The sequence below is a fragment of the Flavobacterium araucananum genome (genome assembly GCF_002222055.1).
GTDB lineage: Bacteria > Bacteroidota > Bacteroidia > Flavobacteriales > Flavobacteriaceae > Flavobacterium > Flavobacterium araucananum.
The window spans coordinates 85,756-102,369 of sequence record NZ_MUGS01000035.1; the positions used below are offsets into that span (position 1 = coordinate 85,756).

Genomic DNA, 16,614 nt, shown 5'->3' on the forward strand with positions numbered 1-16,614 from the left:
TACAGCGGTTTACCAATTTTTACCGGACATAATTAATACCTGACTTTCTGTTCCATACTTGATTTCGTTAAGAAACAGCTCTTTTCCTTCCTCTAGTGGGATCAACGAAATTCCGCGGCGTTCGTACTCATTTTCCAAGGATGAGGAAACCATTCCGGCACCTTTCCACGGTCCCCAGTTGATCGAAATTACTTTTCCTTTTAACCTTTTGTTTAATACATTGGCATAATCATCCAACACACTATTTGCCGCTGCATAATCGGTCTGTCCTTTGTTGCCATAGACAGAAGCGATGCTTGAAAACAGAACTACGAACTGGCAATCTGAACGCAATTGTTCTGCCAGCACACGTAAGGGTTTTACTTTTGTGTCAAAGACACGTTCAAAAGAACTGGTTGTTTTTTGCTTGAAAAGTTTATCTTCCAAAAGACCAGCACCATGAATGACACCATCTAATTGTCCATATTGTTCATAAATATGATGGATGAGTTGCGTCAATCCTTCTTCATCACAAAGATCTAAGGATTGATATACTACTTTATTTCCCAATTGCTCCATGTGGTGAATGGTACGCAGGATTTGATTGTTTTTGAAAATTCGCGATGTCTCTTTTTCAATTTGGGGTGGCGTACTAAAATTACCGGTCTTGATGAGGTAGTTTCTGATCTCTTCTCTCGATTTCATCAACTCCAATTCTTTCGAATCGGTGGTAACTTCTCTCGGGTCTCTTGATCTGCCAACAAGAATATAGGTACACGGATAAGCTGCGGACATGTGTTTTACTAGTTCGGCAGTAATACCCTGACCTCCTCCGAGGACTAAAACAACAGATTTTTTATCCAATTGGATATGTGCCTGGTCAAGCGTAGTTAACAAGGGCGAAGGTATGATGTCGACTTTATGTCGTTGATCGTGTATGTAAATGACTTGAGCAGATTGGTCTGTTGTCAGGATCTCGCGTAATGTAATTTCGGCTATCTGATCTATTTCCTGTTCTGTATTGAGACTGATCAGTCTGCAATTGGTTTGTTCAAACTCACGGGCTAAACTTTTGAATAAGCCGGAATAACCCTGATAATGACGTAGGGCACGGGTGTCTTTTAATTTTTCGACATGTGCCGGAATATCTGAGATCAAATAAATCCATTGCGCTTTTTCAAGATCCATCTTTTTAATCAGACCAACGTGGTCAATGATACTATGTTGGATAGTGGCAGAGCCTATATCAGAAATAATCAGTCCATCAAAACTAGTCAGATCCTGGTCCGTATGAACCAGTTGTGCAATTGCACCATGTTGTTCAAGTATCGTTTTAATTGCCGCTGTTTGTGTTCCATTGTCCGGAGCTATTGCAAATCGCTTTCCTTTCAGTATTCCGGTGTTTTGTGCTTCGGAAATAGCGGTTGGAATCAAATCAAATCGAAGGCGTGTTAATAAACTTTGTACAGGTTCCGTTGTGCTCATTTCGCTTATCCAGGTTGCTAAACCATTTAGCGTTTTTATGGCAGCTAAATTTTCCATAAGATCATCAGCTTGCTCCTTGTCCGCACCAAATCCAATTTTGTTTTTTAGTTCGCTAATAATTTCCATTCGTTTAATAGAATCTATACTTAAATCTGCTTCCAGATCCAGATCCAGTCCTAACATCTCTTTTGGATAGCCGGTCTTTTCACTGACAATATCTAAAATGGCAATTTGCAGTTCTGCAAGTGTAATCGTGGTTTTATCTGCTACTGTAGGAGATATGGGCGATACTTCAATTTTTGTTACAGCAGAATCAATTGTGGCGGTGTATTCAGTAAGCCAGGTTACGAGTCCGTTTAAAGTTTTTATTGCGGCTAGTTGTTCCATGACCGTATCTTCATTTTCGTGATCACTGCTCAGTATACCCAGCTCATTACGCAGTGTTCCAATGATTTCAACTCTTTTAATAGAATCTATGCTGAGGTCAGCTTCCAGATCCATTTCCATTCCTAACATTTCATGCGGATAGCCCGTTTTTTCGCAAACTACTGTTAACAACAACGATTTGATATCTCTTGTTGGTGTTTGCAGGATTACGGTAGAGATTGGTTTATCGTTGGTAATTAGTGTTGCTACCAATTGATCTGCCGTCGTATTCTCTGTTGTTCTGGAATAAACAGGGATGGGATGCAGGTGTTCCTGTTGTCCTAAAAAGGAAAGCATGACATCTCGTTGCGCCTGGATCAACATCTTCATGCTGTTTAAATATTCCTGTAGTATGTGTTCCGGGGCAGGTTGTGCTACTGGTGTCTGGATGATCGGGGAGTTTTTCATTTGGAGGGGAGTTATTATAGGCAAGGCACCATGAGTAGGTAATGTGCCTGTTGTTGGATGAGCGGCTTGTCCGTTTACGCGCCAGATCGTTGGACTTTTTTTATAAAGGTCGGGTTGATCGATCTGAATTAAATTCGCCTGTCTGTCTTCAAAAAGTTTATTTAAATTAAGGCTACGACCAGTTCCAAGGTATTGTGCAAACATACAAAGGAGGTGGGTGAGACTGTTATGATTGTTATTCTCGACATGTAGTGCGAGCTCATCTTTGTTTAGGCAGGCTTTTGTTAATCCGGTCAATACTTTTCCGGGACCTACTTCAATAAATATCCTCGCCCCACTGGCGTACATCGCTTGGATTTCGTCAACAAAATGTACCGGTTGGACCAAGTGATCGGTCAATTGTACTTTGATATCAGAGACCGGACTTGGGTATAAGGTTGCTGTGGTGTTTGACCAAACCGGAATCTGCATTTCCTGAAAAGGAATTTCTTTTAAGACATTCGTATACAAATCTTTGGATTTGCTTACCAGTGGACTGTGAAAGGCGCAGGCAACTTCTAGTTTTTTGTATGAGATACGTTCGTTTTTAAGCGCTTCCATAAATTTGTCAATGGCTGCTGTGCTTCCGGCAATAACGCACTGAGTTGGCGAATTGTAATTGACAGGATAACAGTCCTGATGTTGGTCAAGAATCGTTTTCAGGCGATCTGCATCGCTGTTTACGGCTACCATAGTTCCGGGATCACCATCCTGAACAGCATCTAAAATGCTTTGTGCACGTTTACTGCTGAGTTCAACCAACTGTTGTTCGTCAAATACACCGGCAAAACACAATGCCGGTAACTCTCCATAACTATGTCCTGCCAACATATCAGGCTGGATCCCAAATGACTGTAGCAATTGAGCCAGGGCAAGATCTACAATACCTAAAAGAGGTTGTGCCAGACGTGTATCCTTAATGGTTTCCTTTTGTTTTTTTAAGGTCGCGGTATCAAAGGTGGCTGAAGGAAAGAGAACTTTTTCTAAATCAGGATATTGCGATATGAGTTTGCGCATCTCCGGAAATAGAACGAATAGATCTCGTGCCATATTAATGTGCTGGCTGCCCTGACCGGTGAACAAAAATGCGGTTTTACCGTCTCGTTTGTTCACAATAAAGATATCTTTACTTTCAATGCCCGTTAACAAGAGTTCGATTTTCATCATCAAATCTTCGGCTGTATCGGCAACAATGCTTAGTTGGATTGGTTTTTCTGAACCCGCGACTAAGCTGTAGGCAATGTCTTTTAAGGATAGACTATCATTGATTTCTAATAAAGTTTTTACTTGTTCTAATTGAACTTTAGCCTGATCATAATTGTCACCACGAAAGACGAATAGCTCAGAGGGCCAGGATTGTAGAATGACGGCTTCTTCTTTTTGTGGATGATTTTCGATTACCATATGAAAATTGGTACCACCAAAGCCGAAGGCACTAATACCGGCATACCGTTTTTTTTCTGACCATAAACCTGTTTCTGCATAAAATGCAAATGGGCTTGTATCTGCATTAAAGTAGGCGTTGGGTTGTTGGAGATGAAGAGTAGGAGGTTTTACGCCATGAAATACGGCCATAGAGGCTTTGATAAGTCCGGCCAAACCGGCAGCACATTTGGTGTGCCCAATTTGGGTTTTTACAGATCCCAGATGGGTCTGAGCCGGTAAAGCTCCGGACCTGCTAAATAAATTGGTGAGGGCGGTAAGTTCCGTTTTATCTCCAACTATTGTTCCGGTGCCATGAGCTTCGATTAAACCAACTGCTGCTGCACTGATACCTGCCTGATCATAGGCACGTTCTAATGCCCGTACCTGACCAATTTTTCGCGGTGCTGTAAGACCAAGAGCTTTACCGTCGCTGGATCCTCCAACACCTTTAATAACAGAATAAATACGATCACCATCACGCAGGGCATCATCATATCGTTTTAAGACCAAAATAGCGACCCCTTCGCCAAGAGCAATACCGTCTGCAGCACTATCGAATGTTGCGCAGCGTCCTTTGCGGGAGAGAGCATGTGTACTGGAAAACATCAGATAATCGTTGATACCATTATGTAAATCTGCTCCTCCGGTAAGTACCATATCCGATTTGCCCAGTATCAGTTCCTGGCAGGCGAGATCAATGGCAGCTATCGATGAGGCACATGCAGCATCTACCGTAAAATTTCTTCCGCCCAGATCCAGACGGTTGGTGATTCTGCCGGCAATAACATTGGCCAATATACCCGGGAACGAATCCTCTGTGGTGTGTGGGAATGCTTTTTCTACTTCTTCATGCAGTTCTCCAAAAACTTGTTTATAATAGCCTCTGAAACTGTAACTGTTGGCAAGGTCATTTCCGCCTTCAGCACCAATTATAACGGATATATTTTCTCTGTTGATTTGTTTTTCGCCATAACCGGCATCTTCCATTGCCCGTTTGGCAACCAGTAAGGTTAAAAGCTGAGTGGGTTCTATCGCTGCAAGTGATTGTGGTGGAATACCAAATTCTAAGGGGTCAAAATCTATTTTTGGGATAAAACCGCCCCATTTTGAATGTGATATGTCTGAACCATTGGAGTCGGGCTTATAATAGATATCTTTATTCCATCGCTCATCCGGTACTTCGGTAACGCAGTCTTTTCCAGTAATGATATTGCGCCAGTATTCGGCTAAATTTTTTGCACCCGGAAATACGCATTCCATCCCAATAATAGCGATGTCCAGCCCTTTTTCTGTCGATGAAGGTTTTTGTGGTAACACTGCCTGCTCAATATATTTTTGATTGTCGATAGCAACGTCATGATGCAGTGATTCAAGTGTAATCACCTCGTTATGCATGGTTGCTACTTGTCCGATCATATACATGCCCAGATCAAGCTGTTGGTTTTTAGGTATAGTGACAAGGTTGTCACCTTGACGATCAATGCCTTTTGCTGCAATCCTGAGACGTCCTACATTGAGTTTTTCCAGCTGTTCCCAAATTTGCTTTTTGTCCATTCCAGTGGCGAGCAGTTTTTTCTTTTCATTATCAAAATGTAAGGCGAATGCCGTATTTAAGCAACGTGTTTCATGACCTGGTGCAGTTTCCAGCAGGACGGTATCTTTGGCTTGCATTGCTTGTTGCTGGAACTCTTGCTGAATAGCACCTGTACTCACAGCTTCCTGTGTATACAAATAGGCTGTTCCCATCAATACACCAACCTTTACACCTCTGGCAGCCAGAGGAGCGGCCATGATAGATACAAAAGCTGTGGAAAAAGCATTATGAATTCCACCGGCAAAAAATACACTTATATTTTCCGGATGATCTTCTTTTAGGATACGTTCGATTTGTATTTCCCAAAGTACAGTGCTGGAGAGCGGGCCAACATGTCCGCCACATTCCCGGCCTTCAAATATGAAATTTTTGGCACCTTCTTTTAGAAAAATATCCAATAATGCAGGCGAAGGGACATGTAAAAATGTTGTTATACCGGCTTTTTCAAATACTTTGGCCTGTGCAGGCCTGCCTCCGGCGATCAGTACTACCGGAGGCTTGGCTTCAAGGATATAGGCGGTTTGTTCTTCTCGCAATTCCTGTGGTGCAAAGCCTAATATACCTACACCCCAAGTTTTATCACCGGCAAGTTTTTGAGTTTCCAGGACTAATGTTCTTGCTTGCTCGCCTTTGAGTAAGGAAAGAGCTATAAAAGGTAACGCCCCAGTTTCTGCAACAGCATTGGCAAATGCCGGAACATCACTCACGCGGGTCATTGGTCCTTGTGCAATAGGGTAGCGTAGACCAAGTTGTTGTGCTAAGGGATTGTTCTGGTCTATAATTGGAGATGCTTTGGCTTGTTTCAGATGGCCATACATGGCTTCTTTAAATCCAAAAATCAATTTTTTTAGGGTCTTGAAATTTTCATACAGCTCTGTTGCCAAAGCAATGTCTTGTCCCATAGGGATGTAACTTTTGGTAGGGTCAAGGTCATTAAAATAGTGCTCTAACTCTTCTATAGAAACATTTTGGGATAAAACAGGCGAATTGGGTCTAACCAATACGCGATGGTGCGCGATGATCTTGGTTTCTGTCCCGTTTAATTTTGAACATAGATTTTTGAGGTCTTGCGGAATGTTACTTTCCGGATAGAGTGCCAATTGACTGTCTAATACAATACCTCTTGCTCCAAGTGCTTTTGCAGCGGCGGCGGTATGAAGGCCTATACCTCCTTGTACCCATATAGGTATGGTGTTGATTTCTTGTATGATACGTTGAAATAAAACAAATGTGGATTCATAACCAACTAATCCTCCAGCTTCGTTTCCTTTTACAATAATTCCAATAGCTCCCAGTTGTTCCGCCTTTATAGCTTGCTCAATACTACTTACCTGATAAATCCGTGATAAGGTAGGATAGACGTTTATTGAGATCCCAAACGGAACGATAGCAAAACTTACCTGCCCGGACAGTTGAAGTGATGTTAGGGTATCATTTGTGAGATGTATACCATAAGAAGGTATACTGATCCGGTCAAGCTGATTTAATGCTTCCTGAGCAATTGCGATATCATGTCCTAAACTTAATACGGGGAATGCACCAGCCTGAAGTAGTTTTGTCATTAGGTTGACATCAGGCTTTTCAAAAGGCGTTACTCCTAAAATGGTTAAATTTTTCATACGTCGATGAGATTGAAATAAGATTTGGAAATTTTACTAACTATAATAAAGACTTTTGGGGTACTATTGGTTAGTGTGGTATAGTAGAGTAAAAGTAGTTAATTTCTTCTAAATTTTAAGTATTATAATTAATTTTATAATGATTTTTTTACAAATTGTTTAAATATTCAATTATTATTAACTTGTTTGTAAAAAAATACTTCTTTTTTTATGATTTTTATATTTTTTTTAATTCGCCTGTATTGTTATCTAATGTATTTGTCTCATTTTTTGATAACTAGAGAGGGATATTTCTAAAATATTGTCGTGTGTTTCAATTACAGCCAATTAAACTTTAAATTAAACTTTTTTTATTTGTAAATATTTACTGTATTTTACACGGAAAATTACGATTATTTGAATGAAAAATCGGAACAGTTATCCAAAGTTATTAACAGCTTCGCTGGAAATAATAAAGAAGGCTAAAGGCGGCAATGGTTCTATCAATTGCTTTGATGGTTTCGCTCAAGGACCAGCCTGTTACTTTGTGGTCAAAAAGGTCTACGACCGCAGTAGGATATGCCCAGCCTTTTTCTGGATGTTTTCAAATCCCTTCCAATCCAAATGTGTCCCGATTGTGCCAAAAAACTTTTGAGTGCTTTTAAAAAGATTAAAAATTGCTATAAAAGAAAAAAACCTGTAAATCTTAAGATTTACAGGTTTTACACAATTTTTTTGGGTTTTTGTAAAGTTTGATAAAGTTACCTTTTTCATTTCTTTTACCCTTTGTGGGGAGAGCAGGATTTGAGCCTTAAGCTTGAAACCCGAATATATTCTGCGTTTTTAATTTTTTTTGACTACTTGTGTCACGATGTTGCCACGAAAATAAAATATTCAATTTTTTGACATTATTATAGTAGTGAAGTACTTTGTAATCTCATTTATGGAACTGTACCTGCCAACAAATCTTTGTTCTAACATAAATCTATGCGAGAAATCAACGATTCCTTCTTTGTGATTTAGTTTACCATTTCAAAAATTCTATGTTCTGTAAAATCTCTGCCCCATGCCATTTATAGGTATTTCTCCATAAGGATAGGTTTCGATCCAGCCATAACCAACCCGAAACAGCACTCTTGAATTTAAGTTGTAATTTAATCCAACCCTTAATAAACTTTGCTGCCATTGGGTAATGGTTTCATTTCTACGCTATTGATATTCGGTATGTATTCCAAATTTTTCTGAGATCTTGAATGTTCCAAAAAAATTATACCAGCCAATACTATTGTTTGTGGTAATACGATTATTTTGTCCGATTACCGATTGTAAACTACCAATTAAAAAAATGAGGATTAAAAAATAATTTTTCCTGTTCATTATTTTAAGAATTCAAGAGTTCCGTCTGTCAAATTATAAAACACACCTACAATTTTTATCTCTCCTTTATCTTCCATCTCTTTAAGAATTGGACTCTTTTTACGAATTTGATCCATTGCATAAAGCACGTTATTTTCTGAAACGTGTTTTACAAATTTATCATTTTTAGATGTTTTTTCACCATTAAAATCCTGACTCATTGCTACAGCTGGTTTTATTTTTGAAAGCATTGCTGTAATATTTCCAAGTTTTACATCATCGATGGCACCTTTTATAGCGCCGCAATGCTGGTGTCCCATTACTAAAATCAATTTTGCTCCTGACACCTTACAGGCAAATTCCATACTGCCTAACAAATCTTCATTTACAAAATTTCCTGCAACACGTCCCACAAAAATATCCCCCAAACCCTGATCAAATACATCTTCGACTGGTACTCGGCTATCGACACAACTTAGTACGACAGCTTTAGGGAATTGACCCGGCGCCGATTTTCGTGCTTGTTTACTATGATCACGAACCGTAGTGGTACCGCTCTGAAAACGTTTATTTCCTTCTATAAATTCCTTTAAAATTGCATCAGGCGTAAGTCTGGTTTGCTCTTCTTTTGTCATTACATGAGAAACTACAGGTTTGACAGCTTCTTTTAAAGCAGAAAGTGAACTTGATTTTTCTGTTTTTGTTTCGCCGTTGCAAGCAATCAAAAGTAACGTTGTGAATAGCATTACCAATGATTTAAATTGATTCTTCATTTCTTAATTTTAATTAAATCGGCCTACTTTGTAAAACGGTGTTCGGCATTTCCGTTTATTAATCTTTCAATATTTATATATAACAGCAAAAGAGGTTTTTCCCCTACCTGCAAAAGATTCCCGCTCCCAAACGGAGAAAAAACATATACGCCCCGTAACTTTTTTAAAGATCTGGAATCCGGGATCTGGCCTGAACTCTTAACTGCAGGTAGGGTTAATAGCTTTCATATGAATTTAGAACAAAAATATGTTTCATCATTACTGAGCGCTATAATACAAGATAACGTAAACAACAGCCCGTTCACCTGTGTCATAAAAGGACAATTATGGTTGGTTAGGGACAGAATAAAGCAAGTAATGCCTAGGATTATGAGTATAATTAGTACATATTGAAAATTTTTTAGTTGACAAAAGTCAATGGATTTATATGCCTTATATCATCTATTGAAGCGATATAACAGTAGTAATTTTGGCTTACATAAAAATACTATGAAACTTTTAAAGAATAGAATTTTAAATTATTGTGAAGTGCGTTGTCAGGATAGAAATTCACCACTAAAAATGCTCTGGTACAAATGAACCAAATTACTTATCAGAACCTAGTAATGGTTTTGGCTGAAATTTAACCTTTACGGTTTTAAGAAACCGTGCTGAAGGTTACAGGCCAATTTTGAGAATTGCTATTCCTCTAAATAAAGACAACCTTATTATTTCTGTGGATTAAAAATATTGTTTAATATAAAATAGATATAAAATGCTGGATATTGTAATAGATTCCCGTCGGGCAATCATAGTCCCTGGCTTTTCGGTAAAACGTATTCTTCCGTATCAGTTAAGAAGAATGGTAGGACCTTTTATTTTTATGGATCATGGTGACCCCATTAATGTTCCTCCCGAGGTAAATCTGGATGTGCTGCCGCATCCTCATGTCGGACTGGATGCGACTAATTGCCGGGGAAGCATATGGACTCAAAAGTCATGTACAGACCAACTCTCCATTATTTTATATTCATGTCGTACTTGATCAAGGGGCAAGATTTGGGATTCCAAAAGGACATAGCGAACGAGGAGTTTACATTGTTAAGGGCAGTGTAGAGGTAAGTGGTATTACTTATCCTGAAGGCAAACTGCTGGTATTTACCAAAGGCGTAGATCCTTTAATTATTGCAAAGGAAAATACAACATTAATGATGCTTGGAGGGGAACATTTGGGCGAGCGCCATATTTGGTGGAATTTTGTATCAAGCCGAAAAGAACGAATCGAGCAGGCCAAAGAAGACTGGAAACAGGGGCGTATTATTTTACCGCCTTCAGATAACACTGAGTTTATACCATTGCCAAAAGAGATATACAGACAGGCAGGAAGTCCTCCGCCAAACCATCTTTCGTAGTTATGTAAAGCAGGCTATATATAAAAAAGCCCTTTCTCTGCAAAGGGCTTTTTTAAAAGTGAGAAATTAGTAATTGATGATACCAGCGAGCTGTTGACCAAGGGGAGCAGTCCAATCGATGGCTATTTCAGCAATAATTTGATCAACAGTTGTAATAACCGCTCCAGCCTGTTGCATTCTACTAAGAGCGATCTGGTCTCCATATAAAGTATGGGAAGCAGAAGCATCTGCAGATACCTGTACCGTATATCCTTCTTCAAGCATCTGCAAGACAGGGTAAAGTACACATACTTCTGTTACAATGCCAGCAACAATAAGGTTTTTTCGCCCTAAAGCTTTAACGGCATTATTAAAGCCTTCATGGTGCATTGCATTAACAATACCGGGACGTTTAATTCTTGCCTCGTAAGCTTCTGGAAGAATTTCATTTAATTGAGGAATTAGAAGCCCTTGTGCATAGTCTTCCATACTGCTGGTTAATACGACAGGAATGTTTCCTGCCTTGGCTATTTGGGCTAGTTTGGTTGTGTTTTCTATCAAAAGATTTATGTCATGTGAATGAGTCCAGCCAATAGTACCAATCTGATGATCTATTAATATAATTGCAGAATTCTCGGGTGTAAATGCGCCTTTGTGCATGATCTTTATTTTTAATTGTTAGTAATGCTCGAAATTATAAAGAAAGCTTGCAATCACTATCATGGGTTACAAAAACAATAGTACTTACATTAAGGATAGTTCGTTCACGAGTTTACTTTTCTTATAATTATTTTGGAATAGTACAAAATCTAAATAACAAATTTAAAACAACAACAAATATGGATAATAATAAGTTTAACGGACCTAAAGATTGTGATAAGCTGCGTGTAGCATTAAGTGATACCCTTACAGTAATTGGAGGTAAATGGAAACTGCCCATTATTTCGGTACTGCTGATGGATGGAGAGAAACAATTCAATCAGTTATCTCGTGAGTTACGTATTTCACCACGAATACTGTCAAAGGAATTAGCAGAGCTTGAAATTAATAATTTGGTTTTACGTGTAACCAGAAATACAAAGCCGGTAACGGTGGAGTATTCCGCAACGCAGTATTGTGAATCACTTGTAGAGGTTATAATGACGCTAAATGCATGGGGAGTAAAACATAGAGAAGTGATTACTGGTAAAAATTTCCAAGCTTGATAAATGGTCTTAAAAGAAAAATATTTTAAACTTTATAGAAAACTAATATCCTAAGGTACTATTTACCTTTGCTCATTACCATTAATTGGCTCTTGAGCTATAATTATTGTATTTGCTTGCAATGTGGTTAATGGTACCTTTAAATTCTTTAAATTTAGGTTATGAAAAAAATGATTAAAGTTCCAACTTCACTAATCAGCGGTCCTGCGCCGCAGAATGCATTAATGCTGGACGGCTGTTCTGTTATTGAGCAGTGTATTCATAGTATGGAAGTTAAAGGCACCATGTATTTGGAGCAGCATTTACTGCTTATTGTACTGGATGGATCTGTTACTTTAACCTATGGTAAGCAGGAATATAAAGTTGGGAAGAATGAGATGATTCTGTTAAAAAAAGCAACGGCAGTTAAGTACGATAAGATCGGGAATCCTGAAAATGATAATATTTATGACAGCCTGATGTTCAGCATTAAAGATGATCTTTTGAAATCATTTCTGGCTACCAGCGATATTAAGATTCCAAAAATTGAAGGTGAAATTAAAACGGGTGTTTATCCAATGAATGAATGTCTGGTTGCCTTTGCACATTCAATGAAGCCCTACTTTTTTGACCATTCGATAGTACATCCCGGGCAGCTGCGCCTGAAAATAATGGAATTGTTATACGATGTGGCTGATGGTAATCGTAATATGTTCCTGCAGATTCTTCAATTGCATGAACCCGTAAAAGCAGATATAGCACATGTGGTAGAACAGCATTATGCATCACCAATTTCACTTTCAGAATTGGCCTATTTATCAGGAAGAAGCCTTTCTAGTTTTAAGAGAGATTTTCAGGGAATTTATAATATGACACCCGCCTTGTGGATTCGTGAAAAAAGATTGGAAAAAGCTAAAGAAATGCTGGAAACTACTATAATGCCGGTATCGGATATCTGTTATACTTTAGGCTTTGAAAATGTATCTCATTTTTCAAGAATATTCAAAGAATTTCATGGGCAGGCACCAACGCTATTTAGAAATTAAATCAATTTAAATGTAGACTTATGAGAGTATTAGTAATAGGATCAAATGGTCGTGTAGGTACTGGGTTAGTCCAAAAACTTGCTGATCACAATTATACCGTTCTGGCAGGATCAAGAGATGCCGGTACAGAAAAAGATTTGCAAAAAAATATAAAAAAAGTTTCTTTTGATTTGTTGTGGGATGTAGAAGATATGACACAGGTTATGAAAGATAATATTGATGCGGTATTTTTTGTTTCAGGCTCACGTGGGAAAAATTTATTGCAGATCGATCTGCACGGCGCGGTCAAAACTATGCAGGCAGCTGAAAAAGCAGGCGTGAAAAGATATATTATGTTAAGTTCGGTATTTGCTTTAGATCCCACGCGTTGGAAAGAAGCATTTTTTAAGGATCTCACAGACTACAACATTGCCAAACATTATGCTGATTTATACCTGAGTACTCAGACAAAATTAGACTATACCATTTTACAGCCCGGAGCATTAAAAGAAGAAGTCGGTAGCGGTAAGATTACTACTGCCATTAAGAATGCAGGATCTAATTCTATTGCCAATGTAGTAGATACGCTGCTGGCTGTCTTAGAGAATGATTCGACCATTAAAAAAGTTGTGATGATTCACGATGGAGAAACTCCTATCAAAGAAGCCTTGACACAATTAAGATAAAAAATTCATTATATTCTTTTTATAAATGATTCCCAAAACCAATGCAGCCAGAATTTTAGACGGGCTAAATATTTCCTATGAACTTAGAGCTTATCAGGTTGATCCGGATCATCAAAACGCTCAGGAAGTAGCAGAAGCCATTGGTGTTGCGCCAGAGAAAATTTATAAAACGCTGGTTTTAAAAGGGCAGAAAGATCCTTATTTGGTTGCTGTTATACCCGGAAATGCTCATTTAGATTTAAAGAAAATAGCCAGGGCATCAAATAATAAAAGCTGTGAAATGCTTGCTATGAAAGATTTACAGGCTGTTACAGGTTATATCAGAGGAGGCTGTTCACCAATAGGAATGAAAAAAATATTTCCGACCTATATCGAAGAACTTGCCATTTTAGAAGACAGCATTATTATAAGTGCCGGAAAAAAAGGTTTTCAAATTGTTATTGAGCCCACTGATCTTGCCAAAAGTATAAATGCCAATTTTAATGATCTGGTTTAAACTTAAAAAGGATTAAAAAAAATATGCTGTCTTTTGCATGCTAAATTGGACTTAATAGAAAAAATATTTGGTCTTTAAAGAAAATTCGCTCTTGCCTTTCAGTTGTAATTTTGCTGCATAACTTTTAGAAATATAATTATGTCAGTAAACAAAAACATTAATACGGTTCAGGATTATGAAGATGTATTAGCCGTTGTGGAAGGTTATGTCCACGGATTGAAAACAGGAAGTGTTGAACAATTAAAAAAAACATTTCATAAAGATGCCGTTATGTACGGTCATTTAACGAATGATTTATCTCAGGGAAGTATAGAGAATCTTTACTCTTACGTACAGGAATTTGGTGCGGCGCCCAACATTAAAACCAATTTAACAGTCTTGCATAAAACACCTACTACAGCAGTTGTAAGAGTAGAAATGGAAAGTGATGCGGCCAACGAAGATTTTACAGATTACCATTCATTAATTAAAATTGACGGGGAGTGGAAAGTAGTTGCCAAACTATTTCACCTGTACAATAAATAATTTATAAAACTATTGCAATCAAGTGTTACCGGAAGTGAATTTTTTGCTTCCGGTGATCCTTTGCAATTAAAAATATTGAATATGTCAAAATTATTTAGTCCGCTGACTATAAAATCAGTGACTTTTAGAAATAGAATTGTCACTTCTCCCATGTGTATGTATATGGCCGAAGATGGCTTTGCCAGTAATTGGCACTTGGTTCATTACGGGTCAAGAGCTATTGGAGGCGCGGGCACTGTAATGCTGGAAGCCACAGCCATTAGAGCTGACGGGCGTATTGGAACAGGTGATTTAGGAATCTGGAAAGACGAACATATTGCGCTTCTTGCCCAGGTTGCTTCCTTTATTAAAAGTAGCGGAAGTGTTGCCGCAATTCAATTAGCACACTCAGGAAGAAAAGGAAGTACATGGGCTTCAGGAAGAGAAAGCCGTCCTCTAAAGGCAGATGATGAAAAGGGCTGGGAAGTCATTGCACCTTCAGCTATTGCGTTTTCATCAGATCATCAGACTCCGCGGGAAATGACTCTGGAAGATATTGAGGACATAAAACAAGCTTTTGTCGATGCAGCAGTAAGAGCGTTGAAAGCAGGTTTTGAATTGATTGAAATTCATAGTGCGCATGGTTATTTACTCAATGAATTTTTATCCCCTATTCCAAATAAAAGAACAGATCATTATGGCGGAAGCCGTGAGAACCGTACCAGATTATTGTTTGAGATTATAGAAAAAGTAAAAGAAGTTTGGCCATCTGATCTACCAATTGCGGTTCGTATATCTGCCACAGACTGGAGTGGAGAAGGCTGGAAATCAGAAGATTCCATCTGGTTGAGTACAAAACTGTCAGAAGCAGGAATCGATATTGTTGATGTTTCAACAGGAGGAACCATTCCGGAGGCTAAAATTACTGTTGGAGCAAGTTATCAGCTTCCTTTTGCAAGTGCTATCAAACGCGAAGTGAAAGACACTTTATTGGTTGGTACTGTAGGAATGATTACCAGTTCACAACAAGCAGAGACAATACTCATTAACGGTGATGCAGATCTCATTTTTGTAGGCCGCGAGCTCTTAAGAAATCCTTATTTCCCTCTGGAAGCAGCAAAAGAACTTCGTTCGGAAATACCTGCACCTAAGGCTTATGAAATGGCTTTTTAAAATTAAACACAAATTATTATGAGTATTTATTTAACAGTAATCGTAAAGACAAAACAGGAGTATCATCAAGAAATAAAAAATATGTTATATGGCCTGCCTGAATTATCCAGGAAAGAAAAGGCTTGTATCGCCTATGATGTTCATCAGAGTATTGATGATGAGAATACCTTTATACTAAATGAAGAGTGGGAAAGTCTTGAAGGACTGGATCTGCATAACGGACAGCCTTATTCGAAAGTATTTTTTGACTCGTTTGATAAGCTGCAGGAAAAACCTATAATTTATCTTTCGGAATAATCTTTTTAGGGATTTTCGAAATTTATTTTAAAACAAAAAAATAGAAGATGAAAAAATTAAATGAATCAGTTACAATTATAACAGGAGCTTCATCAGGAATTGGAGCTGCTACAGCTTTAAAACTCGCAAAGGCCGGAAGTAAAATTATCCTGGTAGCAAGAGCCGATGACAAAATTGAAAAGGTAAAACAAGAGATTGAAAAAGACGGAGGCCAGGCAGAATTATTTATTGCCGATGTAACCAACTTTGAACAAATGAAAGCTATGGCAGCATTTGCTATTGAAAAGTATGGCAGAATTGATAATCTGGTAAACAATGCAGGTTTGATGCTTTTCTCTCAATGGAAAGATGCGGCAATAGAGGAGTGGAACGCGATGATTGATACCAATATTAAAGGATACCTAAACGCGATTGCAGCAGTTCTGCCAAAGTTACTCGAACAGCAATCAGGACATATACTTAATATGGGATCTGTGGCAGGCATAAATATTAATGAAGGAGCAGGTGTATATCATGGGACTAAATTTTTTGTAAGAGCTATAACCGAAAGTCTAAGAAAGGAAGTAGCTGTTCATAAAGGAATCAAGATAAGTTTGATAAGCCCCGGAGTGATTAATACCGGATGGGCAGATAAAGTAACCAATAAGGAAGGAGCAGCAATTGCAGCAGAACTTAACAAAGGAGCTATTGAGTCTCAAGACGTGGCAGAAGCAGTTTTATTTGCCTTTAGTCAGCCGGAGAATGTCAGTATCAATGATATTGTGATTAGTCCAACTTCTCAAAACTGGTAATTCAA

General features: G+C 38.3%; 13 protein-coding genes. 9 read left to right on the forward strand and 4 right to left on the reverse strand.

The features are described 5' to 3' along the window. Nucleotides 1-9: 9 nt before the first annotated feature. From B0A64_RS16550 to B0A64_RS16555, 3 genes are all read right to left on the reverse strand, one after another. Entirely contained in the window at nucleotides 10-6,975 is a 6,966-nt protein-coding gene (locus B0A64_RS16550; protein WP_165769836.1) for a type I polyketide synthase, read from the reverse strand. A gap of 1,003 nt (nucleotides 6,976-7,978) precedes the next feature. Next, the gene (locus tag B0A64_RS25230; RefSeq protein ID WP_165769837.1) at nucleotides 7,979-8,140 is read right to left on the reverse strand and encodes a hypothetical protein; all 162 of its coding nucleotides are present in this window, start codon (nucleotides 8,138-8,140) and stop codon (nucleotides 7,979-7,981) included. Nucleotides 8,141-8,330: 190 nt separating this feature from the next. Continuing rightward, the gene (locus B0A64_RS16555; RefSeq protein WP_089480613.1) at nucleotides 8,331-9,083 is read right to left on the reverse strand and encodes a carbonic anhydrase family protein; all 753 of its coding nucleotides are present in this window, start codon (nucleotides 9,081-9,083) and stop codon (nucleotides 8,331-8,333) included. 938 nt (nucleotides 9,084-10,021) lie between these two features. On the opposite strand from B0A64_RS16555, the gene B0A64_RS16560 reads away from it, so the two are divergent. Then, nucleotides 10,022-10,474 carry a pirin family protein gene (locus B0A64_RS16560; protein WP_208863547.1) on the forward strand — a complete coding sequence of 151 codons (453 nt, stop codon included), beginning with the start codon at nucleotides 10,022-10,024 and terminating at the stop codon, nucleotides 10,472-10,474. A 66-nt stretch (nucleotides 10,475-10,540) separates the two neighbouring features. On the opposite strand, the gene B0A64_RS16565 is transcribed toward B0A64_RS16560, so the two are convergent. Then, nucleotides 10,541-11,113 (reverse strand): isochorismatase family protein, encoded by a 573-nt coding sequence (locus B0A64_RS16565; RefSeq protein ID WP_089480614.1) that lies wholly within the window; start codon nucleotides 11,111-11,113, stop codon nucleotides 10,541-10,543. A 179-nt stretch (nucleotides 11,114-11,292) separates the two neighbouring features. On the opposite strand from B0A64_RS16565, the gene B0A64_RS16570 reads away from it, so the two are divergent. The 8 genes from B0A64_RS16570 (at nucleotide 11,293) to B0A64_RS16605 (ending at nucleotide 16,609) form a co-directional block, all read left to right on the forward strand. Further along, nucleotides 11,293-11,658 (forward strand): winged helix-turn-helix transcriptional regulator, encoded by a 366-nt coding sequence (locus tag B0A64_RS16570; protein ID WP_089480640.1) that lies wholly within the window; start codon nucleotides 11,293-11,295, stop codon nucleotides 11,656-11,658. Between the two features lie 161 nt (nucleotides 11,659-11,819). Beyond that, nucleotides 11,820-12,683: an AraC family transcriptional regulator gene (locus B0A64_RS16575; protein WP_089480615.1), complete on the forward strand. Its 864-nt coding sequence runs from the start codon at nucleotides 11,820-11,822 to the stop codon at nucleotides 12,681-12,683. Between the two features lie 20 nt (nucleotides 12,684-12,703). Next, complete coding sequence (locus tag B0A64_RS16580) at nucleotides 12,704-13,348, forward strand: NAD(P)H-binding protein (RefSeq protein ID WP_089480616.1); 645 nt, start codon at nucleotides 12,704-12,706, stop codon at nucleotides 13,346-13,348. Between the two features lie 25 nt (nucleotides 13,349-13,373). Then, nucleotides 13,374-13,844: a Cys-tRNA(Pro) deacylase gene (ybaK, locus tag B0A64_RS16585; RefSeq protein ID WP_089480617.1), complete on the forward strand. Its 471-nt coding sequence runs from the start codon at nucleotides 13,374-13,376 to the stop codon at nucleotides 13,842-13,844. Nucleotides 13,845-13,982: 138 nt separating this feature from the next. After that, on the forward strand, nucleotides 13,983-14,369 hold the full coding sequence (locus B0A64_RS16590; RefSeq protein ID WP_089480618.1) for a nuclear transport factor 2 family protein: 387 nt from the start codon (nucleotides 13,983-13,985) through the stop codon (nucleotides 14,367-14,369). Nucleotides 14,370-14,450: 81 nt separating this feature from the next. Next, entirely contained in the window at nucleotides 14,451-15,521 is a 1,071-nt protein-coding gene (locus B0A64_RS16595; protein WP_089480641.1) for an NADH:flavin oxidoreductase/NADH oxidase, read from the forward strand. An 18-nt stretch (nucleotides 15,522-15,539) separates the two neighbouring features. Beyond that, complete coding sequence (locus B0A64_RS16600) at nucleotides 15,540-15,818, forward strand: putative quinol monooxygenase (RefSeq protein ID WP_089480619.1); 279 nt, start codon at nucleotides 15,540-15,542, stop codon at nucleotides 15,816-15,818. A gap of 47 nt (nucleotides 15,819-15,865) precedes the next feature. Beyond that, nucleotides 15,866-16,609, forward strand: a complete 744-nt coding sequence (locus B0A64_RS16605) for an SDR family oxidoreductase (RefSeq protein ID WP_089480620.1) — start codon at nucleotides 15,866-15,868, stop codon at nucleotides 16,607-16,609. The last annotated feature ends 5 nt before the right edge of the window (nucleotides 16,610-16,614 follow it).

Excerpts from the sequence above, each read along its gene's own strand:
- B0A64_RS16600 (WP_089480619.1), top strand. The coding sequence starts at position 15,540 with ATGAGTATTTATTTAACAGTAATCGTAAAGACAAAACAGGAGTATCAT.
- B0A64_RS16550 (WP_165769836.1), bottom strand. The coding sequence starts at position 6,975 with ATGAAAAATTTAACCATTTTAGGAGTAACGCCTTTTGAAAAGCCTGAT.
- B0A64_RS16560 (WP_208863547.1), top strand. The coding sequence starts at position 10,022 with ATGCGACTAATTGCCGGGGAAGCATATGGACTCAAAAGTCATGTACAG.
- B0A64_RS16565 (WP_089480614.1), bottom strand. The coding sequence starts at position 11,113 with ATGCACAAAGGCGCATTTACACCCGAGAATTCTGCAATTATATTAATA.
- B0A64_RS16575 (WP_089480615.1), top strand. The coding sequence starts at position 11,820 with ATGAAAAAAATGATTAAAGTTCCAACTTCACTAATCAGCGGTCCTGCG.
- B0A64_RS16595 (WP_089480641.1), top strand. The coding sequence starts at position 14,451 with ATGTCAAAATTATTTAGTCCGCTGACTATAAAATCAGTGACTTTTAGA.
- B0A64_RS16555 (WP_089480613.1), bottom strand. The coding sequence starts at position 9,083 with ATGAAGAATCAATTTAAATCATTGGTAATGCTATTCACAACGTTACTT.
- B0A64_RS25230 (WP_165769837.1), bottom strand. The coding sequence starts at position 8,140 with ATGGCAGCAAAGTTTATTAAGGGTTGGATTAAATTACAACTTAAATTC.
- B0A64_RS16605 (WP_089480620.1), top strand. The coding sequence starts at position 15,866 with ATGAAAAAATTAAATGAATCAGTTACAATTATAACAGGAGCTTCATCA.
- B0A64_RS16590 (WP_089480618.1), top strand. The coding sequence starts at position 13,983 with ATGTCAGTAAACAAAAACATTAATACGGTTCAGGATTATGAAGATGTA.
- B0A64_RS16580 (WP_089480616.1), top strand. The coding sequence starts at position 12,704 with ATGAGAGTATTAGTAATAGGATCAAATGGTCGTGTAGGTACTGGGTTA.
- ybaK (WP_089480617.1), top strand. The coding sequence starts at position 13,374 with ATGATTCCCAAAACCAATGCAGCCAGAATTTTAGACGGGCTAAATATT.
- B0A64_RS16570 (WP_089480640.1), top strand. The coding sequence starts at position 11,293 with ATGGATAATAATAAGTTTAACGGACCTAAAGATTGTGATAAGCTGCGT.